We start from the raw sequence: 26355 nt of genomic DNA, 5'->3' as shown, positions 1-26355 counted from the left end.
TACCTGCGATGATACGCTTATTCTAAAGCTGTCTGAGAGGTCAACTACCACGATGGCGACGCTGCGGGACGCTCCTGGTGTCCACGTTTCCCGGTGTGCCAGACCCTGGCGCAAAATTGGTGCCGGGCTCTTTATAGAACCCGGCACCAAATGCTTTTTATTTAGATGCGACGTTGAGGATTACTCAACACCCTGTGTTGCGGACTCGTCCCACTTCAGATGTTCTGCAGCGGCACGACCCGCCTCGAGACGTGCCACGGGCACCCGGAACGGCGAACAGGACACGTAATCCAATCCGACCTTGTGGAAGAAGTGAATCGAAGTCGGATCACCACCGTGCTCACCACAAATACCCATCGGCAGATTCGGCTTGGTGGACCGTCCGCGCTTTACGCCCTCGGCGACAACGCGACCCACCCCGTGAGTGTCGATAGATTCAAACGGGGAGACCCCAAAGATTCCGGCTTCTACATACTGCGGGAAGAACACGCCTTCCACATCGTCACGGCTGAATCCCCAGGTAGTTTGAGTCAGGTCGTTGGTGCCGAAGCTAAAGAATTCGGCTTCCTTGGCGATGGTTTCGGCAGTCATGGCGGCACGCGGCAGCTCAATCATGCAACCGACCGGAACGTTAAAGGTGACACCGTATTCCTTTTGAACCTGAGCAATGATTTCCTCAGCTTCATCGCGGACCAACTGGAGCTCGCGGATGGAACCAATCAACGGGACCATAATCTCCGGATGGGGATCCAAGCCGTCCTTCTTTAGTTCGCAAGCCGCCGAGACCAGCGCCTTCATCTGCATCTTAAACAAGCCCGGCAGGTAAATGCCCAAGCGAACCCCGCGCAGACCCAGCATCGGGTTTTCTTCATGCATCCGGCGCACCGCCTCCAGCATGTGCTGGTCTTCCTCCGAGAGCGATTCGCCCTGAGCTTTTGCCACCGCGTTCTTAATCTCCAGAGTCGTCAAGTCCGGCAGGAACTCGTGCAGCGGCGGGTCAATCAAACGAACGGTCATATGCTTGCCGTCCATGATCTTCAGCATTTCCTTGAAATCGCCCTTTTGCAATGGCTCCAAGGCATCCAGGGCACGCTGACGTTCATCGGACCCTTCCGGAGAGAGAATGAGCTTTTCTACCAGGGGACGACGGTCGCCCAGGAACATGTGCTCAGTACGGCACAAACCGATGCCTTCTGCACCGAAATCCAAGGCCCGCTGCGTGTCTGCCGGGGTGTCCGCGTTGGTGCGCACCACCAGGCGACGAACCTCATCCGCATGAGTCATCAGGCGGTCGACTGCCCTAATCAAGTCCTTTTCATCTTCGCTGTCTGAGGCGTCCAGACCGGCCTGCAAACCGTGAGAAAGGTAAGTGGTCACCGGAGAATCCTGCACCGGAACCGCACCAAGGAATACCTCGCCAGTACCACCGTCGATGGAAATCTCGTCACCTTCGTGCAGGACGGTGTCCCCCACGGTCGCGGTCTTGGCAGCTTGGTCAACCACGATGGTTTCTGCCCCGACCACACAGGTCTTGCCCATGCCGCGAGCCACCACTGCGGCGTGAGAAGTCTTGCCGCCACGGCTGGTCAACACGCCTGCCGCTGCGACCATGCCCCGCAAGTCATCGGGGTTCGTCTCGCGACGCACCAGGATACACGGCACCCCAGCGTTAGCGGAAGCCTCGGCAGCGTCGTTATCGAACACAATCTTGCCCACCGCGGCACCGGGGGATGCCGCCATCCCCTTGGTGAACACCTCTGGTTTGCCAGACATGTCAAACATCGGGAACATCAGGTTTTGCAGCTGTTCGCCGGTGACCCGCAGTAGGGCTTCGTCGGTGGTAATCAAGCCTTCATCAACCAGCTGCGTAGCGATTCGGAAAGCCGCTGCCGGGGTACGTTTACCCACGCGCACCTGCAGCATCCACAGTTTGCCGCGTTCGATGGTGAACTCAATATCACACATGTCCTCGTAGTGAGTTTCGAGCTTCCGCATGATACCCAACAGTTCGTCATAGGACTTTTTATCGTGTCCCTCCAGGTCTTTCAGGGTTTCGGTGTTGCGGATACCCGCCACGACGTCCTCACCCTGGGCATTCATCAGAATGTCTCCGTACACCCCCGGACGACCCGAGGAGGGGTCACGGGTAAAGCACACCCCGGTGCCGGAATCTGCGCCCATGTTGCCAAACACCATGGTCACGATATTGACGGCGGTACCCAAATCGTGGGGAATCCGTTCCCGGCGACGGTAGATGCGGGCGCGTTCCGAGTTCCAGGAACGGAACACGGCTTCAATCGCCATGTCCATCTGGGTGCGCGGATCTTGGGGGAACGGCTTACCGGTTTGCTCTTTAACGATTTCTTTGAACTGCGCGGTGAGTTCTTTCAGGTCACTGGCATTCAAATCCGTGTCTGCCTTAGCTCCACGGTTCTTTTTCATGTTATCCAGCGCATCAGAGAACAGGTCGCCGTCGATGTCTTGCACGGTCTTACCGAACATTTGAATCAAGCGGCGGTACGAGTCCCAAGCGAAACGATCGTTGCCAGCAATCTTAGCCAGACCTTCTACGGATTTATCGTTTAGACCGACGTTCAAAACTGTTTCCATCATGCCGGGCATAGAGAACTTTGCGCCGGAACGCACCGACACCAACAATGGATCCTCAGCCGCACCCAACTCGCGACCAACGGTCTCTTCCACCTCACGCAAAGCCTTGGTGACCTGCACGGTAGTTTCCTCGGGGACTTTACCTTCCTTTAGGTAAGCCCGGCAAGCATCGGTGGTAATCGTAAATCCCGGGGGAACCGGCAACCCGAGGTTGCTCATCTCCGCCAGGTTTGCACCCTTGCCACCCAACAGGTCTTTTTGATCCTTATTGCCTTCTGCAAAACGGTAAACGAATTTGGGCATGTGTTAAGCCTCCAACTTTTTCGAACTATCTGCGCACCACGCGCCAGAACTATCCTAGCAATATTTCCGCCCTCACTCACACCGTGCATTCTCGTCACTTCACGGGTTTTTGCCAGGTTTCAAGCCCCTTACCGCGTGACGTTCCACGGTTCAATCGTCTCCCCTTTCGTGGTGCAAAAGGGGAGGAACTTCGGTACGCAGGACAGGTTCCCCTTCCCGCGAAAAACGAGCGCGGAATCTGCTGCAGGAAAGGAACAGAGGTGGGAGGGTTTGTAGCGGGCTTACTCCGCCACTGCCAGGACTGTCCAAACCCGCCCCTGAGAGTCAGTCAACAGATAGACCGGCATGTCCAGGATGGAGCCGTCCTTTTGTCTGACTGGTTGACTGACCAGCCGGGCACTCACCAAGTCGATTCGACCGTCAATCTTGGTGGGCAGACCCTTCTGGTTATGCACATCCAAAGGACCGTACTTCGGATTGTTGAGACGCTCCACTGCCTGAGCCTCAGAAATAACCTTGTACTCGCCAATCTTCGTTTCCTTACCCAAGTTGGCTCGAATCGAAGCCACCCCAGCTTCCGAAACTACAGCTTTCCAGCTTTGGGTTGAGGATTGACCAGGCATCTTCACCGGAACAGTTACCGTGGTCAGACCATCTTTCTGGCTGGCTCCTGCCGAGCGGCTCATCACGGTAGCTCCCAGAGAAGCCGCAACTTTCTCAACTTGGGCGATAGCGTTTTGGGGAGAGGGCGCGTTTCCTGCCACTTTCATGACACAAGGAGTTGGTCCCGGAGACGGGTTCTGCGTCGCCTGCGGTTCAACGGTCTCTATGGGCGAATTCCCGGAAGGATCCGTGGTTTGGTTTACGACCAGCAGGACTTGCAGCTGACCAACCTCGACCACTGCGCCAGGTACGTTAACGTTATCTGCGGTGTCAACGTTTTGCGTAGCTCCCTTGGTGGCGGGATGACTTGGTTCTGGAATTTCCGGGCGTACCGCCGGAGGAACAGTTTCCGTCGGCGTCTCGGTCGGGGTTGGAGTCCACTTCGGGGTCGGCGCCACGCTCGGTTCAGTCGGTTCACCAGGTTCCAGCGGCGTGGAGCCGGGAGCGGTCGAAGTGCTCGGAGCTGGAGAGCTATTGGAGCTAGCGCCAGAGTTCTCGGTCGGATTCTTGGTCGCGTCAGGGTTCGGCAGTTCTACGTTGCCATCTCCAGGTTTCACCGGTACGCATTCCATCCGCACCGCCGAGGGGTTATCAAAAGTCAGAGAAGTCAGCTGACCCACAGTGACCGTCAAGGTCGCCCCCTTGGTATCCGTGACCGTGAATCCGGCGCCGTTCTTTTTAACGGAGCCTCTCATGCCCAAAGAGTTCGCGACTTTCTGGACTTGATCAGCAGAAACACTGGCTCCTTTCCCGACACGCAAAATCGGGGCTTTAGTTGGAACGGTAGAAAAATGACCCGCCGCTACGAACTCGACATCGCCGACATTTTCCAAACGTTCACTGGCTCCGGGCACTACAATCTCGGAGCCCGCGGCAGTAATACGCGGTCCGTCTGCAATCACCACGCCGTCATCTGAAATGGGCACGGCGCCACGTTCATCGGGGGAAAGCGCACTCCATCCCGTAAAACCGACCACTGTTGCCGCCGCCGCCGCGCTCAAGCCAACCAGCCAGTTACGACGCACTGCCAGCGTGTGCCGGCGCACCGCCAGAGAAACAACTTCCGCTACCGGAGTTTGGGTATCCGCAGTCTCCGTCGCAACCACATGCGCGGGTGGCTGCGCTGCAAAAGTCAAACCTTCAGATTCCATCTGGGCGGAAACTTTGGCGCGCAACGAGTCTAAATCAACGGGCAGGTTCCAGGCAGGGTCGAGTGAGCGCAGAGCCTCCAGCCCGCTCATCTCGACTTTGTGGTTGTCCACTTCCTGGTCCTTCTCCTGTACGGCAATCGTTGTGATTACCGAATTTCGTCGTTCATATCAATAAAAGTTTTAGCTGGTCGAAACCGTCCTCAGGCCCGGCACAGTTTCGACCTTGCAACATATACATGTAACCTGCCTGGCGTTTCTTACACTTCCCTAAGAAGTATTATTTTCAATCGCTTCCTCCAGCCGTTTCCGCGCTCGTGATAAGGCTGCATCCGCTGCCGAGCGACTCACTCCCAAATATTGTGCCAAGGCATTGCCGCTCAAGCCTTCCCAGGCGACCGCGAGGATGATTTCTCGGTCTCTTTCGCTGAGACTCAGCAGGGCGGCTCGCATGCCCTGGTCCTCCACGACGAGTTGGGCAGGGTCGGAAAAATCGGTAGAGTCCAGGCTTTCTTGGTTATCCCCCATCGGTAGGGACTTCTTTTTGCGATACCAGTTAGCCAAGGTCAAGCCCGCGGTTTTGTACAGCCAGGGCAGTTCGGCGCCGTCGGGGACTTCGGCTTTTTTCCTCCACATCACGGTAAAGACTTCTGCTGCCAAATCCTCAGCGTCACTGTAGGCTCCACGACGATAGAGGAATCTCACTATAGCCGTGCCGTGTTCCGCAAATACTCGCTCAAACCACTGTTCATCGTGGCTGGCGGTGGACATAGATTCGGCCTCTCCCTTGACGCGACGCAACAAATATGACTCTTATGAATATACCCCGTAACGGGCTCAACCATGAACCCATAACGACTCTGTTTCAGAAAGGATGACTTCCGGAGAGGGGTTAAACTCTTCGCGGGTCTGCTAAGGCAGACCCGCGAAGTTGTCTATGGTGCTTATGCCGCCGGCTCTTTATCCGGAGAATCATCCGCTTCCCGAGCTGCCAATTCGGCTTCACGAATGGTCGCTGCGGTCACGTCTTCGAGCTTGCGGCGCTGTTGAGCTCGACCTTCGGGCAGCCCGTCCGAGCCGGTAAATGTGAATTCGGCGTCGTCAGTGAACTCCCAATCCGTCCCATTCACCTTGTCTGCAGACTCGTGCTTGATGAACCTCGGTTCGACGTCTACCGTTACGGTCTGTCCTTCGCCCAGCTCAGAGAACAAAATCTTTTCGGACAGAACGTCCTCAATTTCGCGCTGCACCGCCCGACGCAACGGGCGAGCTCCCAACGTCTTGTCGAAGCCCTTGTGCGCCAGCAAAGCTCGCGCCGCGGGAGTAATCTGCAAAGCCATGCCCTGATCCAGCATCCGGTCATCGAGCTTGGCGATCATCAGGTCAACAATCTGCAGGATTTCGCCCTTTTCAAGCTGCGGGAACACCACGATTTCGTCCACCCGGTTGAGGAACTCGGGACGGAAGTGCTGTTTCAGTTCTTCCTGAACCTTGCCCTTCATCCGCTGATAGTCCGTGGCTAACTCGCCGCTGGCTTGGAAACCAGTCAGCACGCCCTTGTTGATTTCACGGGTACCGAGGTTCGTGGTCATGATGATGATGGTGTTCTTAAAGTCGACCAGGCGTCCTTGCGAGTCCGTGAGGTGTCCCTCTTCCAACACCTGCAACAGGCTGTTAAAGATATCCGGGTGTGCCTTTTCCACTTCGTCGAACAGCACGACGCTAAAGGGCTTGCGGCGCACCTTTTCGGTGAGCTGACCGCCCTCGTCGTAGCCGACGTAGCCCGGAGGCGAGCCGAACAGTCGGGATGCTGTGTGCTTTTCCGAAAATTCGGACATATCCAGCTGTACCAGGGCGTTTTCGTCACCAAAGAGGAACTCTGCCAGAGCTTTGGCGAGCTCGGTCTTGCCCACCCCGGTGGGTCCGGCAAACACGAACGAGCCACCGGGTCGCTTCGGGTCTTTCAAACCGGCGCGGGTCCGGCGGATGGACTGGGACACTGCCTTGACCGCTTCGTCTTGCCCGATAATGCGCTTGTGCAGTTCGTCTTCCATCCGCAGCAGTTTCGAGGACTCTGCCTGCGTGAGTTTGAACACTGGAATGCCGGTGGACATCGCCAAGACCTCGGCGATTTGCTCCTCGTCAACCACTGATTCAGAGGTGTCTTCGCCCTGGCGCCACTGGGATTCCTTCGCTGCGCGTTCTTCCGTCAGATGCTTTTCCTCGTCACGCAGCTGGGCAGCCTTTTCAAAATCTTGGGCATCAATGGCAGCCTCTTTGGCTTGACGGGTCTTGGCGATTTTTTCGTCGACTTCCTTCAGCTCTGGCGGCGCCGTCATGCGCTTAATCCGCAAACGCGCTCCAGCTTCGTCAACCAGGTCAATTGCCTTATCCGGTAAGAACCTGTCAGATACGTAACGATCCGCCAGCTGCGCCGCGGCAGCGAGAGCCGCGTCAGTAATCATGACTCGGTGGTGTGACTCGTAACGGTCCCGCAGCCCCTTGAGGATGGCAACGGTTTCTTCCACGCTGGGTTCTTCGACCTTGACCGGCTGGAAACGTCGTTCCAGAGCCGAGTCCTTTTCGATGTACTTGCGGTACTCCTCGATGGTGGTGGCGCCGATGGTCTGTAACTCACCGCGAGCCAGCATCGGTTTCAAAATGGAGGCAGCGTCAATCGCGCCCTCCGCTGCGCCCGCACCGACCAGGGTATGAATCTCGTCGATGAACAAGATGATGTCCCCACGGGTGCGGATTTCCTTCAGCACCTTCTTGAGACGTTCCTCAAAATCACCACGGTAGCGCGAACCCGCCACCAAGGAACCCATATCCAGAGAATAAAGCTGTTTATCTTTCAAAGTCTCCGGGACGTCTCCGCGGACAATACTCTGGGCCAGACCTTCCACCACGGCGGTTTTACCCACTCCCGGTTCACCAACCAAGACCGGATTGTTCTTGGTGCGCCGGGACAAGATTTGCATGACGCGTTCCATTTCCTTGGTGCGTCCAATGACCGGGTCAAGTTTGGACTCCCGCGCCGCCTGGGTGAGGTTGCGTCCGAACTGGTCCAGGATTGCCGAGTTACCCCCCGCGTTGGGGTTATCGGCACGACCGCCACCAACGCCCACAGTATCGCGACCGCTCTGTTGAGACTGACCGCCCTGGTATCCAGACAGCAGTTCGATAACGGTCTGGCGCACATTGTTCAGGTCAGCACCGAGTTTGATGAGGACTTGGGCGGCGACCCCGTCGCCTTCCCGCAACAACCCCAGCAGGATGTGTTCGGTACCGATGTAGTTATGCCCTAACTGCAACGCCTCACGCATAGAAAATTCCAGCACCTTGCGGGCTCGCGGGGTAAAGGGAATATGACCGGTAGTGGGCTGCTCTCCCTCACCGATAATCTCAATCACCTGAGCGCGCACAGCCTCTAGCGAGATACCCATCGTTTCCAAAGCTCGCGCCGCGATGCCATCACCCTCATGGATTAGTCCCAGCAGCAGGTGTTCGGTGCCAATATAGTTTTGGTTCAGCCGGCGGGCTTCGTCTTGGGCTAACACCACCACCCGGCGGGCTCGGTCGGTAAATCTTTCAAACATACGCACTCCCTTTAATACTCGCTACCAATTTATGCCCCCGCGCCGTGAAAACGCGACTGTGTTCACTACCGGCTAACTCACACTTCCAACAGAATCGTGAACGGTCCGTCATTGGTGAAGCTCACTTTCATGTCAGCCCCGAAAATTCCGCGTTCCACTCGCATCCCCTGATCCTGCAGCGCGGCTCCCACCGCGTCGACCAGCGGTTGCGCCACTTCTCCCAGTGCTGCCGCCACCCACGAAGGTCGATTGCCCTTGCGCGCGTCTCCATAGAGCGTGAATTGGCTAATCAGCAGCACCGGCAGCCCCAACTGGACCGCGGAAGCTTCCGCACCACGCGCTTGTGAAAGTTTCTCAGACCCCCCAGCCGCATCATAGGCACCCGGAGCGTCAAAAATACGCAGATTTGCAATCTTGCGCGCCATTTTTTCGACCTGCGCGTCTCCGTCCGTGTGAGTTACCCCTAACAGGACCACCAGTCCCGGTCCCGTAAATTCGCCGGTGACCTCACCGTTAACTACACATTTTGCGCCGTTAACACGCTGAATTACTGCTCGCATCGATTTTCCTTTCCGATTTGCGTCGCCGTCTCGTTCTGTCTGTTCCGGGTTCACCAGGGCGTTGGGGGACGTTGCCCCATTCCTCGCGAGTTATTGCCGCGTCGGCGCCACGAAGCCACGGCGGGACGTACATCTGCCAAGTACACAGCCGGAATTATCAGAGCCATCATTACGCCAAATAAACCTACGTAACCGTTGGGCGTTATCCCCAAGAAGGAAATCACCAGTGCCAGCAGGTTCAGCAAAGCCCAAAAGTTGCGGGTCCGTTTGCCTTCAGTCGGAAAAGCCTGGGCGGGGGTAGTCAGGGTGTGGATCAAGGCATACAGGCTCATTCCCACCACAATCAGGACCAATCCCAGCACCAGAAACGTTTGCACCGAGTTTATCGCCGCGAAAATATCCGACATTTTATTTTTTCCTCGCTCTCAAACCTAGTAAACCGCTTAGCTTGCTGTCGTCCAGGCGTCGCGGGTTGTCCCCGCTGGGGTCCACGATGACGCTTTGTGCCGCGCGCGTTCCCTCCACCAGCAGTATTTCCGCGGGATTAACCTGGCGTTTGAGCAAGCCCAGACCGATTTGACCGTCTGTGGGGTGATAAGCCACGGAGGTCAACACCCCGACTTCGGAGCCGTCAGATTCCAAGGTGAGAGGAGAACCTATGGCAGGGAGTTCCTCGCGGGACCCATCTAAATCCAAAAACGTGAGGCGGCGCGGGGGACGACCCCGATTGGTCAGCTTCGCCACGGTTTCTTGACCGGGATAGCAGCCCTTTTGCAAACTGACAGCGACCCGCAGCCAGTCCAATTCATGAGGGAGGGTCCCCGGTTTGCCCTCGCACCCCAGGCGGGGGTGCCATAGGGAGATTCTTACGGCTTCCCAAGCGCCTAAGTCTGCTTTCATCAGGGCGTTCGTTGCCGCCTTTGCTTCGAGATCCGGTAGGTCAGGACGCGAAACTACCGCCAGTTCACGGTGGGGTGCGGCAGGGTCGTCCGCCGGGTGGCTCGCGCCGGGAGTGGTGAAAGTGGTCGTGTTTCCCACCGGACCAGGCCAGGGATCAGTCCAGATCACGCGCGCCTGCTCACTCCAAAATTGGGCTGCCAAAGAGTCCTTGTCCCCGGTTTTCAGATAGCCTATGACGGCAAAGTCTGCGCTCACGTCGACGATTTCCACACGGGAACGGAACCGCATCGACTGGAAAAACTCGACGGCACCTCGCGGTTCTTCGGTCAGAATCCATACGTTAGTGCCATCGTCTACCGCGAAAAAACTCAACTCGATATGTCCGGTGGGGTCGAGAATGAGGGCTTCTCGTGACGAGGCAGTCTCCCAGTTGGAAAAATCTTGGGTACTGACAGAGTTCAGCCACGTCCAGCGATCTGTCCCGGAAACTTTCAGCACTCCCAAGGGAATCGTGACATAGCCACGCCCTTCGAGCAGTTCCAGCCCGTGATTCCAGCCCGTGTCTGCGACCGCCCCCGGCCAACTTCGGTCAACGCTCGGATAGGTGACTTGCATTTTTACCCCCTATTTACAGTTTGGGCGCGAACCTGGGAACATTCCTCAAGCAAGTGTAGGACCCTCCCCCACTAAAAGCCGCGCCAGAATATAGAGCGGCACCGCCGCTGCGAGAACGGGAATGAAAGCTTGGCTGACCGCGGCCGAAACTGTTGATGGAGCCAGGTCGCCACTAAAAAGTACCGTCAGTGACGCGAACGCAATTCCGAACACGACCCCCAGCAGCAGCCCGGAAACCAAAGCCACGGTCAAGCTGGGAAGGTGTCCCCCCGCAAAAAGCACCATCTGATCCCGCGAAGTTCCTTCCATCACGAGGATGGCTGCCCCGGCTGCCAAACCAAAAATTACCGAGAACAGGATTCCTGTAAAGACTCTCCATTTCAACTGCCAATTGGCGCTCATCGCCATACCGATGCATCCCCCGATGAGAGTGACCGCGCCGGGCACCAGCAGGAAATACCACAGTGTTTCCGCTTCTAGCATGACCCAAGCCCCCGCGGTGGAGACGATGAGTATTCCGGTCACATTGCCCGCCACTGAGCTCAACAAATCTGTCCGGGGGCGACGCAGCATTTCAACGATGAAAGCCCCCATGACGCCCAAGCCCACGACTTCTGCCACTATCGAGAAATCTCCAAAGATTCTTCCCATCAGTACAGCCAACACCCCAAAGGTAGTCAACAGAATGAAAGAGGCTCGGGGGGCGGGAAGATGCGCCAAATGCGCCCAGCCGAAGGCGAAACACACTACCGCGATAACCCCTGCCACGGTCAGGAAATCCGCAGGGAGCACAAAAATGAGGGACATACCCAAAGCCGCGAGGGCGGTGATGATTTCAGGATGTGCACAGATGACCCGCCCGATTAGGGACTCCGGAACTTTCGGCAGCTTTTCAATCTGTTCTGCCTGGTGTTCCTCCCGACGCACGCGACGCGTAATTTTTACCGTATTGGTCAGGGAGGGGTCCGGCTTTTCCGCGTGAGGCTGGGAAGTCATGCTCTGATTCTCTCATAAGTTTGGGAGCTGCCAGGAACGCGCCTGTTCTGGCGTTCCTCTGGGGTTAAACTCTGAAGGCTCCGACAAGCGGAGCCTTCAACGACACCGAAACCGTAAAGCGCCTGTCGGCGCGAAGGCCGCTCGTAGCGGCAGTATATGGAGCCCGGGGCTTCTACGGACATCGATGTCTTGTATTTAAGTTACCACACCTGCGATACCTTGTCTCCGGTTTTAACGAAAAAAACTTTTAATCTCCCCTTTAACCTGACAAACCTTCTGGTAGCGACCCGAATTAACCTGTCTTTGCCCTAAAACTTACCCTGTTTTTACAATGTAGGTCTCAACCAGATAGAGTAAACGAGACCGACATAACACGATTCGCTAGAACTGTTGCAACTGGTTCTCAGGCTAGTCAGGTTTTGCCGAATCCATCACTAAGAAGGGTGAAAAATGGGTCTGTTCAATCGCGCCAAAGATGAGGGATTTTTCGAGCAGCTCACCGAAATTGCCAACAACCTGATTGAGGGCACCGATATCTTGGCAAAATTGATGTCGCTCCCGACTGCGCAGCGCGATGGGGTGCGCAACGATTTACACGCGGTCGAGAATTCTTCTGATGATTTGACCCACGAGTTCATGAACAAAATTAACCAGACTTTCGTCACGCCTCTGGATCGCGATGATCTCAGCGAATTGGCTTACCGTCTGGACGATTGCATGGACTTAGTAGACGAAGCTGGAAATCTTATTGTGGTCTATCAGCTGCAAGAAATTCCCGAATGCTTGCATAAACAGGCAGCCATCCTCCAAAAGTGCGCCAAGGTTACGGCTTCCGCCATGCCACGCCTGAAAACCTTGGATGAACTGCGCGAATACTGGGTGGAAGTCAACCGCTTAGAGAATCAAGCCGACCAGATTTATATGCATTGCCTGTCCGATATTGTGAATCACAATCCTGACCCGATAGCGGTCATCAAGCTGAAAGACGTCACCGAACGGCTTGAGGATGCTTGCGATGCTTTCGAGCATCTAGCTGCTCTGGTTGAGGGCATTGCGATAAAGGAATCTTGAGGGTGCTCCCCGATGGATATTTCTCTGCTACTGGTCGTTCTCGTCGTTGTCATCGCAGTTGTCTTTGATTTCACCAATGGTTTCCACGATGCTGCCAACGCTATTGCCACCGCAATTTCCACACGAGCCTGGGCGCCGCGCACTGCCCTAGCGATGGCTGCGGTCATGAACCTGGTGGGATCTCTGCTGGGGACTGAGGTGGCGAAAACTATCGGTTCCGGAATCATCGACATGTCCGGATATGCCACGGCTGTTTCTCACGCCGAGAGAGCCCACGGTCTGTTGATTATTCTCGGGGGTCTCATCGGGGCGATTTGTTGGAACATCATCACCTGGTACTTTGGGCTGCCGTCATCGTCCTCGCACGCACTGATTGGTGGTCTGGCAGGGGCTGGCTTGGCAGCGGGAGTCACGGTGAATTGGTCGACAATCACTTCCCACGTTTTGATTCCGATGGTGGTTTCCCCACTGATTGGTTTCACTTTCGCGTATGTGCTGATGAGCTTGGTGATGATGTTCATGAAGAACCTGGCTTATCGTCGGACCATGCGCAAATTCCGGGTCGGTCAAAAGTTCTCTTCCGCGGCGCTCGCTCTGGGTCACGGCTTGCAGGATGCACAAAAGACCATGGGGGTCATTTTCATCGCTCTGGTTGCTTCCGGTCATGTTGACTTGGATGATCCCATTCCTCTGTGGGTCAAGTTTGCGGCGGCTATCGCCATTGCCGCCGGCACTTTCGTGGGCGGGTTTCGCATCATGAAGACCTTGGGTTCTCGGGTGATTCATGTCAATCCGGCTAACGGTTTTGTCTCCGAGACAGTTGCCGCGGGTGTGCTGTACTTTACCGCGTTTATCTGGCACGCCCCGATTTCCACTACGCATACCGTGACCACCGCCATCATGGGAGTGGGCGCGACTCGCAGGCTTTCCGCAGTCCGCTGGGGAACCGCAGGAAACATCGTGGTGGCTTGGGTGCTGACTCTTCCCGCTGCTGCCGTGGTCGCTGCCGCGGTCTACAGCCTGTTGGAATTCCTGCTGCGAATCTAGGCAGCGCACCATCTCCCTCCGCGCGCCGAGCGAACACAAAAACCGGTCGAGCGGGCTTGTGCGGATTTCTGACTAATCCCGCGCGTAACCGGCGGGTGGTTCCGCTTCTGCCCGTTCGACAGCGATCAGTTTCGGGTCGGCTTCAACGCCAGGAATTACGTGGACGATTAGGGATTCTCCAGTTTCCAGAGGTATCAGGGTTTCTCTCAAAAAGTCGTTGCCCAGAGACCGCATCAGCGGAATCAGCACCGGGGCATGGGAGCACAGGGCGGTCGGTCCTTCCGCGGGGGCAGCTTGGAGCAGTGCGCGCAACAGTTCCCGCCCGGCGTAAGGATTGGCAGCGTAACCATCCTCGCTCAACACGTCCGGAAATTCGCACCTGATTCCACTGGCTTTCAAGTAGGGGCGTATCGTTTGCTCGCAGCGTTTCCACGGGGAACAAAACATGCGAGAAATTCCAAAAGCACTCAGGACTGAAACGAGATTCTCAGCCTGGTGTCTGCCGCGTTTTTTCAACGGACGCAAGGAATCATCGGTGTTCCATTTCAGTCGATTCTTGGCTTTCCCGTGCCGCACGAGCATGACGGGTGTCGAGTCTCCCCAGCCCTGTCGCAGGCATTCCTCCGCGTGCGCTATCAGGTGACGGTCGTATTCTTGAGTCAAAAGTTCCTGTGCTCGCGTCTGGTCGACCCAGCGAGTCTCGTTTATCTCGCGTGTCGAGGCGGGTTCCACATAGGGTCTGGCCAGTATCGCCGCACTGTGGCGCACCTGAGCCAGCCAGTATGTCACCTGTTTCTGACGCCCCTCCACCGAGTATGCCGTGACTCCGAGCTGTGGTCCCAGGCACACTTGCACCCCCGTTTCTTCGGCGATTTCCCGCACCGCACAAGCAGGTAGCAGTTCACCTGGTTCCATTTTTCCTTTTGGTAGGGACCAGTCGTTGTACTTTGGGCGGTGGACGATTAAAAATTCATAAGGGGTGTGGGTGGGTACGCCCTCCAGGGCTGGACGCAGTTCCCCGCCACGCCAAACCACCCCGCCGGCAGCTAATACTTTACTCATCGCATTCCCCTTTCCGGTATCGTCCTCAGCACCCGTTTCAATGCCGTGAGACGCCACCGCGTCCTGCCACCCGCGAGGAGGTGTGGCTCATCAAGGTTTCCTGGATATCCTCTAGACGCAGCCCGGCATCGTTGCGGTTGACTCGCACCCACTGTTGGTCAGGCATCAATCGCCATGATGCAGTCGTTTCTGCCATGCCGTGTTTGACCAAATCAATCAGATATTGAATCTGTTCGGGGTCAACGATTTTCACCAGCGCTTCGACGCGACGATCCAAGTTACGGTGCATCAGGTCCGCGGAACCAATCCACACTTCGGGGTCCCCGTCGTTCTTAAACGCATAGACTCGCGAGTGCTCCAGGAATCGTCCCAGGATAGACACCACTCTAATGTTTTCGCTCAGACCGGGGATACCCGGCTTAATGGAGCAAATACCACGGACCTGAATCATCACCGGTACTCCCGCTTGGGACGCCCGGTAGAGCGCATCCGTCATACGCTCATCAACAATAGAGTTGATTTTGAACAGGATTCCAGCTTTCTTGCCAGCTTTCTTGTTAGCAATTTCGCGGTTTATCCGCTCAATTAAGCCGTCACGAATGGAACGGGGGGCGACCAGCAGTCGGTGGAATGTCGAGCGGGGCGCGTATCCACTGAGCTGGTTGAACAAACGGGTCAGGTCTTGGGCGACTTCGCGGTCATCAGTCAGCAGACCCAAATCCTCATACCCACGCGCTGTCTTCGGGTGGTAGTTGCCGGTACCGACGTGGCAGTAGCGATGCAGTCCGTCAGGTTCTTGACGTACCACCAGGCATAGCTTGCAGTGCGTCTTCAACCCCACTAAACCGTAAACCACGTGAACCCCTGCATGTTCCATTTTGCGCGCCCAACCGATGTTGGCTTCCTCATCAAAACGCGCTTTAATCTCGACGATAGCCACGACTTGTTTACCGGCACGGGCGGCGTCAATCAGGGCCTGGACGATTGGGGAATCACCCGAGGTCCGGTACAGGGTCTGTTTGATTGCCAGCACGTTCGGATCTTGCGCGGCTTGCACGATGAACTGCTGCACCGAGGTGGCAAAAGAATCGTAAGGCAGGTGTATCAGCACATCATGGTCACGAATTGAGCTGAATATATCCGCAGGTTTCGATGATTCTTTCTCTGCCAGTCCTGCCGGGGTCACGGGCACATACGGCGGGTACTTCAACTGGGGAATGTCCAAGTCGTGCAGGTCGTTAAGACCGCGTAGGTCCAGCGGCGCGGGGAGTCGGAACACGTCGGAAGTCCCAATTTCGAGGTTCTCTTTTAGGAAATCCAACAGGAACGCCGGCATAGATTCCGCCACTTCCAGGCGCACTGCCGGTCCGAAACGCCGTTTCGCGAGCTCAGATTCCATCGCGGTCAAAATATTTTCCGCGTCGTCTTCTTCGACTTCCAAATCCTCGTTACGAGTCACCCTAAACTCGTGGGCTTCTTTGATTTCCATGCCGGGGAACAGGTGATCGAGATGTGCAGAAATTATTTGTTCGATGGGGACGAAGTTAACCTTTTCCCCTGCCAAAATTACGCTCGAGGGGTCATTCTCGACCCCGTTTTCTGTCACGGCTACGAAGCGCGGCAGGATGGGTGGCACTTTGATACGCGCAAAGTGTTCTTTGCCGGTGTTGGGGTTACGCACAATTATTGCCAGGTTCAGTGACAGCCCAGTGATGTAAGGGAAGGGGTGGGACGGGTCCACTGCCAGCGGCGACAGGATGGGGAACACCTGATTGCGGAAGTATCGGTGCAGAATTTCGTGGTGAGTTTCGTTCAGACGATCCCAATCGGTGATGACAAGACCGGCTTTATCCAGAGCTGGGCGAATCTCGTCTTGGAAATAATGATAGACGTTACCGGTCATCTCGTGGGAGCGTCGGCTGATTTCGCCTTCCAGCTGACGCGGAGTCAACCCCGATGCGGAAACTGTCGCGAATCCCGCGGCGATACGGCGCTTCAGACCCGCGACCCGTACCATATAGAACTCGTCCAGGTTGGAGCAGTAAATCGTCAGGAACCACGCCCGTTCCAACAGTTGCAGACGCGGGTCTTGGGCTTGTTCAAAGACGCGCTGGTTGAAAGCGAGCCAGGACAGTTCCCGGTCGGCGAAACGCCCCTTGGGCAGTTTCGGCAGCCCGTCGGGTGTCAACCCGTCTTCTTTCTTTAGGGTGAGGGGCTTGTGGTCAATCTTATTTGAGGATTTGTTCTTTTTGAGTTTTGAGCCTAAGGCGTCCGCACGAGCTATCGCGACCGGGTCGGGCAGGGTTTCTTCTCGAGGGGCTTGTGGTTCCGTAAAGTCCGCATCGTCGTATTCTTGGGAACCACCGGGATTCAAATCGTTTTTCGGAAACATTTCCTCCGCCGTAGCGCCCGCGAACAGGGATTTCTTTTCTGTTCCCGGCAAGGGAGGTGGGACGGGAATTTCTGTCCCATTTGTTTCCGGTTTAGCGTTGTTCTTCTGGTTATCCGACACCTTATGTCCCCTCAACTATTGGTTAGTGTTGCTCATGTATTGCTTATGTGCAGTTTGCTGTCCCGTGCGGGGGCGGCAAGTGGTGCAGCGCCTCAGTCCAAGCGACCTTCGCGATACATTGCCGCCGCATCGAGCAGCTCGTCGGCGGTGACCAGCAGGGCGTTGTCTCGCAGGGTTACTTCGTTAGCCAGCGGGTTCGCGGAATCTTTCTTCATCCAAACCGATTCACTGGCTGCCAAGACTCGCAGCACCGCCTGGGACCTATCCAGAAAATCGGCGAAATTATCGTCGAAACTTCCGCTCAGGATTTGTTCCAGCTGTTTTTTCCAGGCGGGAAAATCCAGGGAATGCGCCCCGTCAATATCGAGATATTCCGAAAGCTGCGGGGAATTGAGTCCCTGTTTGAAGCGCGTATTCACGCCTTCCGGGTAGCGTTTCACCCACTGGTCTATCAGCAGCAGTCGCCACAGGACACCGGGCAGGGTGTTGACTGGGGAACGCGACCACAGCTCGGCGAGTTCATCTACGCCGTTCCCTTGCATGAATGCCAGCAGGCGTTCCTTGGTCTCCGGCTCGGGGTCAGACCACTCTCCGTTGGGGGATTTCACCAAGATCCGAGCCGAGGTGTGCGCGGATTCACTGGACAGTGCCGGGTCTTCCTCGCCTTCCAAATATTCCAAAGTTTCTGGTTCGATGATGGCCGGGCGTCGCGGTTTCCTGGTTTCCATGGTTTCCTCCTTCGGTTTACCTTAATTATCCCCGTTCACACGGGTTTTTGTGCGAACTTGGAGATGCAGAGAGCATTTCCCTCGCTGTTCCCAATCCGAGGGATTCTGACGGGGCACACCTGGAGCTGCAGCGCCCACACCAGATAGTCTCAGGATGGCGGTCAATCCGCTGGCAGACCTGATTTTCAGCAGGGGACCACGTGCTCAGTTGTCGTTACGGAGATTTTTTACTTATAATCTTTCCTACGGGCCTATAGCTCAGTTGGTAGAGCAGCGGACTTTTAATCCGTGGGTCGGGGGTTCGAGCCCCCCTGGGCCTACTTTTTGAGTGGGATGAGCTTTGGACATCCCACTCAAACATTTAACGCTGCCCAGTGGGCATTGCGCCGCCGAAGCACCAAACAGAAAAAGCCCCCTGGGTCTACCCACAACCCAATCCTCGACCCATCAACACAACCGCACGAAAGCATTAAAAAAACGGCACCGAAGTGCCGTTTTTTATAGTTTCTCTGAGAGATTAAGCGTCTACACCCACCATTACAGAGGATGCTTTCACAATGGCGTAAGCATCTGAGCCTTCAGAAAGCCCCAGATTGTCCACCGAAGTGTTGGTGATGGACGCCGCGAAGCAAACCCCCGGAGCGACTTCAATTTCAACGATTGAATTGACCGCACCACGTTCAATGTTCTTTACCGTGCCTTTGAACTGGTTGCGTGCAGAAATTTTCATTTTTACCTCTTCATTGTGTTCTGTCCCAGCCAACCCGAGACGCCATCGATTTCCGGGAAATACACTCCCGAATCAATCTGATTCTATCATGGCGCTATATCCGCATTTGCTTGCAAATAAAGGACTTTAAGCCTCTGGTGCTGCTCGGCGGGTCTGTCGAGAGGAAGTATCTGTCGGGGACATAGCTACCGGCGCGTATTGGTGAAAATTTCTCGCATCCCGAGCGTAACCCCTACCTGCCGTTCAGCTCATTTCTTTTTTCCCAAACTGCGTGAGAGCAATGAACCACATAATTGCAGTAATGAGAACAGCAATGGGCACAAATGGCCAGAGGGTAAATCCTGTACCGATGGTGAGTATCCTATCGCTGTGGAGCGAGAGTGAAACCAGATACCCGCTGTAGCAATAGGGATAGAGCAACCATAGTGGTGTGTTTGCCATGAGGATACCGGGTATGACCAGAAGTATATTTATACCAATAGATAAAAACAATTTGTCAAACACTACCGTAATCGCCCACATAATCGTTAAGCTGGGAATCATGGTCAGGAAAAGCGCGCCGCACCATTTTAATAGAAACACAAGTGGGAGCGATTCTTGAATTCCCATACTAAAGGTCGCCATCCATCCGGCGATTACGAAACAAGCCATGAACACGACCATTTCCAGAAGCAAATAAGCGAGCAACACGCAAAATTTTGCAGCTGAGAGAGCATAGCGGCTAATGGGAAGTGCCAACATTTTTAGTATGCCATTATGGTCTGTTTCGCGACCCGCAATCATCACACATACTACAATCATGCTCAATGGGAGCAGGTAATAGGAATAGATTAATGCACTTTGGATGAACATCGCTGCCCAAGCGTTAGGATACTCAGGCGATAAGTAGCTACGAAGGCTTGCTACACCGGAGCTAACGACGAGCAACGGGGCTATAAAGAGTAAAAGGGTTATGTGGCTGCGTTTTGTTTTCAAAAATTCGATTTTGAGCAATTCCAAAAAATTCATTGTAATTTCCCCTATTCATAGCGCAGATGACGAACACACCAGAGTCCGGCTGCGAAAAACAGAATGGTTTCTATCAGGGATACGAGCACTACCGCGGTATCCGGTTGGGCGCTCATCGCGACAGCAGGTTTGAGCATGACCACAAAGGGTGACACCAGGCTTAGGACTATGTCTGAAGTCGCCAAAGCCATCCCACTCAGAAATCCCACCACCCCAATTCCGAGGGTGATCCATACATTTTTAATTCTTGACGAAACAAATAGCATAAAGGACAGAACGGGCAACGAAGTGAGAAATGAATAGCCTGCAAACGAAATCAGGATTCTGATGTCGAATGCACCGGAAGGCAAATCAACCGCTCCAATAGCTGCAAGTGCCCAGTTTTGCAGGCAAACAGCTATCGCAAACAAGACGCTCATAATGGTAAATTTGCTCACATATACTGCAGTGACATTGACTGGAAGCATATACAATTTCTTTACCGCATTTCCTTTAAATTCCACATTGTATATGATGCAGGCTGCAGCAATCAGACCGAACATATTTAATACCATAATCATGCCGTAAAGCTGGGTCAGCAGGATATCCATCGGGGCGAGGGGCAGACTCAATAATGTTTCTTTGCGTAAGGTGAAATTTAGAAACGCGTAGGCTGCACCCAAGATACCCACTGCCAGCATGAGTGGGAGAAAACCCGTCCTTTTGCATTTCTTAAGTTCGATTGCCAGCGCTGTCATAGTTTTGCCCTCTGCTTCCGGTGCTCATTGTCCGTTTCAATCATGGACAAGAACATGTCTTCCAAATTGTCTGTAGCGTAACCGGATTTCAGGGCATACTTTCGCAGTTCGGCAAGACTTCCTTCAAACAGCAAGCGACCGTGGTTAAGTATTCCGATGTCATCCGCCATCAACTCAATCTCAGACAGCATATGAGATGAAATCAGGACTGTGCAGGCATATAGACCTGGCAGCGACTTAATCAGATTTCGGATCTCGTGTATTCCCGACGGATCGAGACCATTTGTCGGCTCATCCAAAATCAAAATCGGGGGTCTGCCGAGCAACGCTCCAGCCAGCCCTAACCGCTGTTTCATGCCCAGGGAATACTTTTTTGCCAAACGGTCGCCGAACTCGGACAGCCCGACCAAATCTAACGCATCATCAACTGCACTTTTCGGTAATCCCAAAATGCGGCGAATAATTTCAAGGTTCTCCTTACCGGTCAGATTTGCATAGAAAGACGGAGACTCAATAAATGATCCGATTTCTTTCAGTATGGATATGCGGTCCCCAGGAAACTGTTTTCCATCTATCGTAAAGGTACCCCTACTGGGAGACGTGAGACCTAAAAGCATCTTCATGGTAGTAGATTTACCTGCCCCATTCGGACCCAGGAAACCGTAAATACTTCCTTTCCGAATATGCAGTGACACGGCGTCGACAGCAACAAATGATTTGTACTTTTTTGTTAACTGTTCCGTGGTAACAATATAGTCATGAGCAATTTTTTCGTCCATGGTTTTACCATAGTGCCCTGTCCTTACGGCAAAATTCTCCCTACCTTACATTTACCTTACTTTTTCAATCCAGACGCCCCACATCCCCACCATGAACTCGACAGCCGAGTATCGTTTACTTGGAGCTAATGCCACCAGATTCCGGTATCCCACACAAATGGCAGGGATACGATGACATGCAGAATAGGTACCCAGGAGGCGTGACCATGAATCAGGATGCTTATTTACTGAACAAGCGCATACTCCTCGTTGATGATGAACAAGACCTGTTAGACATGGTTTTATCAATTCTCAAAGAATCCGGCTTTCGCCAAATTATGACGGCAAGAAGTGTGAAAGAAGCCCTCGAAGTGGCTCAAAAGGCGACACCCGAATTAGCAATCATCGATGTGATGCTTCCCGATGGCACCGGCTTTGAGTTAATGAACAAATTAAAGCAATACGCCGACTGCCCTATTTTGCTGCTCACCGCATGTGGTGAGGATGAAGATAGGTTTAAGGGATTTAGTTTAGGCGCAGATGACTATATCGTAAAGCCATTTCACCCCAAAGAGCTAACGTATCGCATCATGGCTATACTAAGGAGAAGCTACCGCGGAGAAAATCCCATAGTGGCACTGAGAAATAGTCAGATTGATTTTTCCTCGGCTGAAGTAATAAAGGATAATGAACGTATCCGCCTAACCGCTAAAGAACATGACATCCTCTCCGCCCTATACCGAAACGCCGGTCGTATCGTAACGATTGAAGCATTATGTGAAGCCGCCTGGGGTACCAATCCCTTTGGGTACGAAAATTCTTTGATGGCGCACATACGGCGCATCAGGGAAAAAATAGAACGATATCCTTCACAGCCTGTTTCTTTGGTCACGGTAAGGGGACTGGGCTACAAGCTGATTCTAGAGGAGAAGTAGCATGAAAAGCGTACCGAAGCTCATACACCGGTTCATAAGCATTTTTCTGCTCAGCTCTGTACTGATAATTTTACTGAACATTATTGCGTTTGTCGTACTCGTAGCAAACTACGCCCCCAGTGAAGATGCCTCTCCCTACACCATCGCCCGGGCGACTGGAAAAGCCTTACAGGTTTCTTCCCGCGGGGAATATGCCTTAACAGATAGCATGTCCACAAAATTAACCGAGGCGAGAGCGTGGGCGATTTTAATAGATAACGAGACATTAAAAGTCATCTGGAGAACCCCAAACACTCCTCAGACCATTCCAAATTCTTACACATTGTCAGATATAGCTGATTTGAGCACCGGGTATCTTGACGGCTACCCTACCTATACCGGCAGAAATAATCACGGCGTGGTTGTAGTCGGATTTCCACACCATAGTTTTTGGAAACATGCCCAACCGAGCTGGAACTACAGTTTAATTTCTAACTTTCCGCAAATCCTCCTGAGCATATTATCCATCAACGTCCTGTTAATCCTCGGAATTTATCTAACTGCTAACACCAAGTTCCTGCAGTCCGTCAACCCAATCACCAAGGGCATACAACAGCTTTCTAAGGGAGAAAGTGTCTCCATCCCTGAGACTGGGGTCCTTTCGGAACTAGCCGCAAACATCAACTCTGCTTCGGACATATTGCAGCAGCAAAGAGAACAGTTGAGAAGGAAAGAAACCGCTAGGGCGAACTGGATTGCCGGGGTTTCCCACGATATCCGGACCCCGCTCTCGATGGTTATGGGCTTTGCTGGTCAGTTAGAAAATTCACCCCAGCTTTCGGTTCCAGACCGTAAAAAAGTGACGATGATTATCAAACAAAGTGAACGAATGAAGAACTTGATCCGAGACCTCAATCTCGCGTCCAAGCTCGATTACAATATGCAACCACTGATGATTCAACCGCACAATGTTGTTGCCATCGTTCGACAGACAGTCGTAGATTTCATAAATATGGATCTGCCAGATGGATTTTCGATAAAATGGCTCACTGACGAAAATCTAGCCTCTTGCAATGTCAATGTAGACCAGGATTTACTGCAACGAGCCCTCTCAAATCTGCTCTATAACAGCATCTCCCATAACGAAAATGGCTGCACGATATACGTATCCGTCTCTGTACAACACAATAATTGCATTATCTGCGTCGAGGATGACGGAATAGGTGTTTCCGCTCCAGAATTAGAACAGCTCAACCATACTCTGCATTATATGATTTGTGACACCAGCACCACTGAACAGCGACATGGCTTAGGACTGCTCATCGTGCGACAGATTATCGACGCCCATAAAGGAACGGTCACGATAAGCCCCAGCAAACATGGTGGCTTAAAGGTGACTCTATCAATACCGCAACAGACTATTTAGTGCCCCTCCCCTACTTTCACTATTCGCTACTCGGCACCCGCTTTTGCTTCATTGTGTGTTCCTACCCTCACCATCCCACCGTGCAATCAGCAGACATCTCATCCGCACTTTCCCGGCGTACTGCAGGTTTTGGTGGCGTAGAGAGCGAAAAGGTGCGAGACGATGCCTGCTTCATCACTATCAACCGGCAAGCCGTAAGCCGCCTCGACCGCGCGGTCATTTTCGCGGTGCGCCGCCCGCAGCTCGACTGGCATTAAGTCGGGGTCATAGAGCGTGGCGAGGGAGGCATCCGGATAGAGCGAACGCGCTTCTAAAATCCCTTGCGCGGTGTGCTCGATACGTTCGCGCTGGGCAGGGGTGGCATCTGGCCACACCAAGTTGTTGTACACCGTCGTGTTGCCGTAGCGGTAATCACTTTTTAGCCGACCAGCAACCACGCGCATCCAGGCATTATGCACCCGCGAAACTAAAACTCCGAAAACATAGCGCGAATCGGTCGGCACGAAATACAGTTGATTTCCTGGAATCATGCCGTCCTTAACAAAACCCATCGGAATATAATCACGGCGCTCCGAGGACACCGGTGGCACTCCAATATAGGTACCATCCTGGAATTTTCCGCACGGGCGCAACAAATGCGGTCGGTCGGCAAGTTTGTATGCGTCTCCAGTCTTTACCTGCGCCAGACGCCAAGCTCGGCAAGCCCCCACCAGTGAACGCAGTTTCGGTAAGGCAGCCAATTCATTAGGGGTAATGCCCTCCAGCCACAAACAGTAACGATCCTCACCCCTGAGAACTCCGCTCCCATGGAAAACTTCCGCACCCAGCGCGCTGCCTCTGGCTCGACCGCCAGCAGCTCCGCACGTTCCTCGGGCGACAGCAGCAGAAATCCATTGTCAGTGGGCTGAAATCCCTTTGACATTTCCGGCACGTCACACAGCGGCTTCATCTGGCGCTCCAAGAACACATCCGGCGCATCCGCGAGGTATCCGTTCAAATGGTTCACCTCATGGCGCATCCCGATACCTCCCCGCCTGGTACGCTGCGCCGCCGCGTCGCTCGGCGAAGGAATCTCTGCCGCATAATCCCACACGTATTTCGTTTTCCGATCCGTATAGGAAAACCCGATAATCACGCAGTACACGTGCGCCTGGTCGGAGGCTTCATTTGCCCAAATAAACGTGCGATGTGCAAAGTTCAACACGATTCCCGACTCAAACAGTCCCCGCCACAGTGGCGCGACCTGCTGGCCTTGCACGATTGAGTTAGTGGACACAAAAGCCGCCTGAATCTCTCGGTAACCCCGCATATAGTCGGCAGCTTTTCGATACCAGCACGCCACATAATCGAGCACACCGCCAACCTTACCGAAAATCGCCAGCCGGTCGACCTTTTGCGATTCATCCAGGCGGGAATAGCCGATAAACGGCGGGTTCCCCAGGACGTAACTGCACTGGTCCGCCGGCAGCACCGTGTTCCAATCCAAAGTCAGCGCATTAGCTTGCACGATGTGGGCGCTCTCCCGGAGGGGGAAATCATCATCCCCTAGAGACAGCAACATCTCCGTCTCACCGTTGGCTTTTAGCCGCGAAATCCACAATGCCGCCTCGGAAACTTTCACCGCGAAATCGTTGATTTCAATGCCATAAAACTGGTCCAAGGACACCCTGGTGACGCTCGCGCCCACCTCCGCGAGGCTAAATGCCGTTTGACCAGCATTGAGCCGGCTCAACACTTCATCCTCGAGGTGCCGCAGCTGCAGGTACGTCTCGGTCAAAAAGTTTCCTGATCCGCTGGCGGGGTCCAGAAACCGCATCTTGCACAGCCGCTCGTGGAAAGCCCGGTAACGATTAGTGCGTTGACGCGGGGTCAGTCCCTCCGCGTCATTGATGGCTCGCAACTCGGCTTTCAGGTCATCCAAAAACAGCGGGTCGATGACCTTGTGGATGCTTTCCGGGGAAGTGTAGTGCATTCCGCCAGCTCGGCGCGTTTCCGGGTTCAAGGTCGATTCAAAGATCCCCCCGAAAATCGTGGGCGAAATCTGGGACCAGTCCACTGCCCTCGAGACCTCGTTCAACAGCAGTTCCAACAGTTCGGGGCTAAAATTCGGAATCTCAAAATCACCGGCGAACAAACCCCCGTTTACATAAGGGAACTCCCGCAGCGTCGTGTCATAAGGGTCGCGCCGCTCCACCGGTGTGTCCAACGCCCGGAACAGCAGTTTCAGGCGCGGACGCACATCAGCAGGGGCAACGCCCTTCAGATAACGATAGAACGCATCCTTCTGGAAGAGTCCCGCATCCTCGCAGTACAGACAGAACACCAGTCGCACGCACAGCACGTTTAGGGCGTGGCGGGTTTCAGGCGCGTCCGGCTCCAAATATTGGGCAAGCAGCCCGTCGTGCAGGCGCCCCACCAGCTCACCGGCTTGAATGGAGACTTGTTTTTCTTTCTCTAAGCGCGAGTTGATTGGGTCAATGATGAACCCGAGATACTCGGGGTGCTCGCCCAGCTCGGCAAGCGTAAACGCGAAAGTCGGTGCGCCTTCCAAATCGCGGCGACCACCGCGATCCCGGTCATAAACCCGAAACTCGCCAAAGTTACACGTCACCAAGAAACGCGGCTGCTCGGTGCGAGGCAAATCCTCGGCATAATCCCACACCTGAGCCAACGGGGTCTTTAGCACCCCTTGCCGCATCTCGGGAGCGTCCAAGTCCACCCCCAGAGATTTCTGTTCCACCATCACGGAGGCGTCGCGAATCCACACGTCGATGAAGCCGCCACCAGCGACGCGATGCTCGAACCGCACCGATTCCATGCGCTCGTATCCCAGCACGTCATGCAACAGCAGCGTCCAGAACTTCTGGCACTCGCCCTTCTCATAGCCTTTACCCACCCATTGGGCGGCAAACTCCCGAGCAGCTGCCAAATCCGAAACCATCACCAAACCGACCTCTCCAACGCTCCT

The 26355-nt window shown here is 54.4% G+C and carries 19 protein-coding genes, 1 tRNA gene and 1 pseudogene; 5 read left to right on the top strand and 16 right to left on the bottom strand.

Features of this window, described 5'->3' with window-relative positions; all coding sequences use genetic code 11:
* Positions 1–180 precede the first annotated feature (180 nt).
* The 8 genes from ppdK to HMPREF0576_RS00225 all read right to left on the bottom strand — a co-directional run bounded on the left by ppdK (position 181) and on the right by HMPREF0576_RS00225 (position 11394).
* Complete coding sequence (gene ppdK, locus HMPREF0576_RS00260; RefSeq protein ID WP_004008429.1) at positions 181–2913, bottom strand: pyruvate, phosphate dikinase; 2733 nt, start codon at positions 2911–2913, stop codon at positions 181–183.
* A gap of 281 nt (positions 2914–3194) precedes the next feature.
* Positions 3195–4838, bottom strand: a complete 1644-nt coding sequence (locus tag HMPREF0576_RS00255) for a hypothetical protein (protein WP_004010271.1) — start codon at positions 4836–4838, stop codon at positions 3195–3197.
* Between the two features lie 156 nt (positions 4839–4994).
* Complete coding sequence (locus tag HMPREF0576_RS00250) at positions 4995–5495, bottom strand: RNA polymerase sigma factor (RefSeq protein ID WP_004008431.1); 501 nt, start codon at positions 5493–5495, stop codon at positions 4995–4997.
* A 173-nt stretch (positions 5496–5668) separates the two neighbouring features.
* Positions 5669–8323 carry an ATP-dependent Clp protease ATP-binding subunit gene (locus HMPREF0576_RS00245; protein WP_004008432.1) on the bottom strand — a complete coding sequence of 885 codons (2655 nt, stop codon included), beginning with the start codon at positions 8321–8323 and terminating at the stop codon, positions 5669–5671.
* A gap of 77 nt (positions 8324–8400) precedes the next feature.
* Complete coding sequence (gene dtd, locus HMPREF0576_RS00240) at positions 8401–8883, bottom strand: D-aminoacyl-tRNA deacylase (RefSeq protein ID WP_036324075.1); 483 nt, start codon at positions 8881–8883, stop codon at positions 8401–8403.
* 50 nt (positions 8884–8933) lie between these two features.
* Positions 8934–9290, bottom strand: coding sequence for a DUF2516 family protein (locus HMPREF0576_RS00235; protein ID WP_004010269.1), 357 nt, complete (start codon positions 9288–9290; stop codon positions 8934–8936).
* Between the two features lies 1 nt (position 9291).
* A complete protein-coding gene (gene ygfZ / locus HMPREF0576_RS00230) occupies positions 9292–10398 on the bottom strand; it encodes a CAF17-like 4Fe-4S cluster assembly/insertion protein YgfZ (protein ID WP_004010268.1) in 1107 nt (368 codons plus the stop codon).
* Between the two features lie 45 nt (positions 10399–10443).
* Complete coding sequence (locus HMPREF0576_RS00225; RefSeq protein ID WP_004010267.1) at positions 10444–11394, bottom strand: hypothetical protein; 951 nt, start codon at positions 11392–11394, stop codon at positions 10444–10446.
* A 450-nt stretch (positions 11395–11844) separates the two neighbouring features.
* Between HMPREF0576_RS00225 and HMPREF0576_RS00220 the strand changes: the two genes are divergently transcribed.
* A complete protein-coding gene (locus tag HMPREF0576_RS00220) occupies positions 11845–12465 on the top strand; it encodes a DUF47 domain-containing protein (RefSeq protein ID WP_004008437.1) in 621 nt (206 codons plus the stop codon).
* Positions 12466–12477: 12 nt separating this feature from the next.
* The gene (locus HMPREF0576_RS00215; RefSeq protein WP_004008438.1) at positions 12478–13512 is read left to right on the top strand and encodes an inorganic phosphate transporter; all 1035 of its coding nucleotides are present in this window, start codon (positions 12478–12480) and stop codon (positions 13510–13512) included.
* Between the two features lie 72 nt (positions 13513–13584).
* Here HMPREF0576_RS00215 and HMPREF0576_RS00210 read toward each other — a convergent pair whose 3' ends face one another.
* The 3 genes from HMPREF0576_RS00210 to HMPREF0576_RS00200 form a co-directional block, all read right to left on the bottom strand.
* Complete coding sequence (locus HMPREF0576_RS00210; RefSeq protein ID WP_245527277.1) at positions 13585–14574, bottom strand: NUDIX hydrolase; 990 nt, start codon at positions 14572–14574, stop codon at positions 13585–13587.
* A gap of 37 nt (positions 14575–14611) precedes the next feature.
* On the bottom strand, positions 14612–17086 hold the full coding sequence (locus HMPREF0576_RS00205) for an RNA degradosome polyphosphate kinase (protein ID WP_004010264.1): 2475 nt from the start codon (positions 17084–17086) through the stop codon (positions 14612–14614).
* Between the two features lie 92 nt (positions 17087–17178).
* The gene (locus HMPREF0576_RS00200; protein ID WP_004008441.1) at positions 17179–17814 is read right to left on the bottom strand and encodes a hypothetical protein; all 636 of its coding nucleotides are present in this window, start codon (positions 17812–17814) and stop codon (positions 17179–17181) included.
* A 247-nt stretch (positions 17815–18061) separates the two neighbouring features.
* Here HMPREF0576_RS00200 and HMPREF0576_RS00195 point away from each other — a divergent pair.
* Positions 18062–18134 (top strand) — tRNA-Lys (locus tag HMPREF0576_RS00195).
* A 197-nt stretch (positions 18135–18331) separates the two neighbouring features.
* Here HMPREF0576_RS00195 and HMPREF0576_RS00190 read toward each other — a convergent pair.
* The 4 genes from HMPREF0576_RS00190 to HMPREF0576_RS00175 form a co-directional block, all read right to left on the bottom strand.
* A complete protein-coding gene (locus HMPREF0576_RS00190) occupies positions 18332–18544 on the bottom strand; it encodes a TOBE domain-containing protein (RefSeq protein ID WP_004008442.1) in 213 nt (70 codons plus the stop codon).
* A gap of 243 nt (positions 18545–18787) precedes the next feature.
* Entirely contained in the window at positions 18788–19552 is a 765-nt protein-coding gene (locus HMPREF0576_RS00185; RefSeq protein WP_004010263.1) for an ABC transporter permease, read from the bottom strand.
* An 11-nt stretch (positions 19553–19563) separates the two neighbouring features.
* A complete protein-coding gene (locus tag HMPREF0576_RS00180; RefSeq protein ID WP_004008444.1) occupies positions 19564–20289 on the bottom strand; it encodes an ABC transporter permease in 726 nt (241 codons plus the stop codon).
* Positions 20286–21068: an ABC transporter ATP-binding protein gene (locus HMPREF0576_RS00175; protein ID WP_004010262.1), complete on the bottom strand. Its 783-nt coding sequence runs from the start codon at positions 21066–21068 to the stop codon at positions 20286–20288. Before HMPREF0576_RS00175 ends, HMPREF0576_RS00180 begins: the two co-directional genes overlap by 4 nt.
* A gap of 206 nt (positions 21069–21274) precedes the next feature.
* On the opposite strand from HMPREF0576_RS00175, the gene HMPREF0576_RS00170 reads away from it, so the two are divergent.
* Both HMPREF0576_RS00170 and HMPREF0576_RS00165 read left to right on the top strand, forming a co-directional pair.
* Positions 21275–21982, top strand: a complete 708-nt coding sequence (locus HMPREF0576_RS00170) for a response regulator transcription factor (protein WP_036324072.1) — start codon at positions 21275–21277, stop codon at positions 21980–21982.
* Between the two features lies 1 nt (position 21983).
* The gene (locus tag HMPREF0576_RS00165) at positions 21984–23387 is read left to right on the top strand and encodes a sensor histidine kinase (RefSeq protein WP_004010260.1); all 1404 of its coding nucleotides are present in this window, start codon (positions 21984–21986) and stop codon (positions 23385–23387) included.
* Between the two features lie 98 nt (positions 23388–23485).
* On the opposite strand, the pseudogene HMPREF0576_RS00160 reads toward HMPREF0576_RS00165, so the two are convergent.
* Positions 23486–26328, bottom strand: a pseudogene (locus tag HMPREF0576_RS00160) (class I SAM-dependent DNA methyltransferase).
* Positions 26329–26355: the final 27 nt, after the last annotated feature.

It is taken from the genome of Mobiluncus holmesii ATCC 35242 (assembly GCF_000185445.1).
Classification (GTDB): domain Bacteria; phylum Actinomycetota; class Actinomycetes; order Actinomycetales; family Actinomycetaceae; genus Mobiluncus; species Mobiluncus curtisii.
The sequence above is the reverse complement of the archived record's forward strand: the minus strand, read 5'-3'. Positions and strand labels throughout refer to the sequence as shown.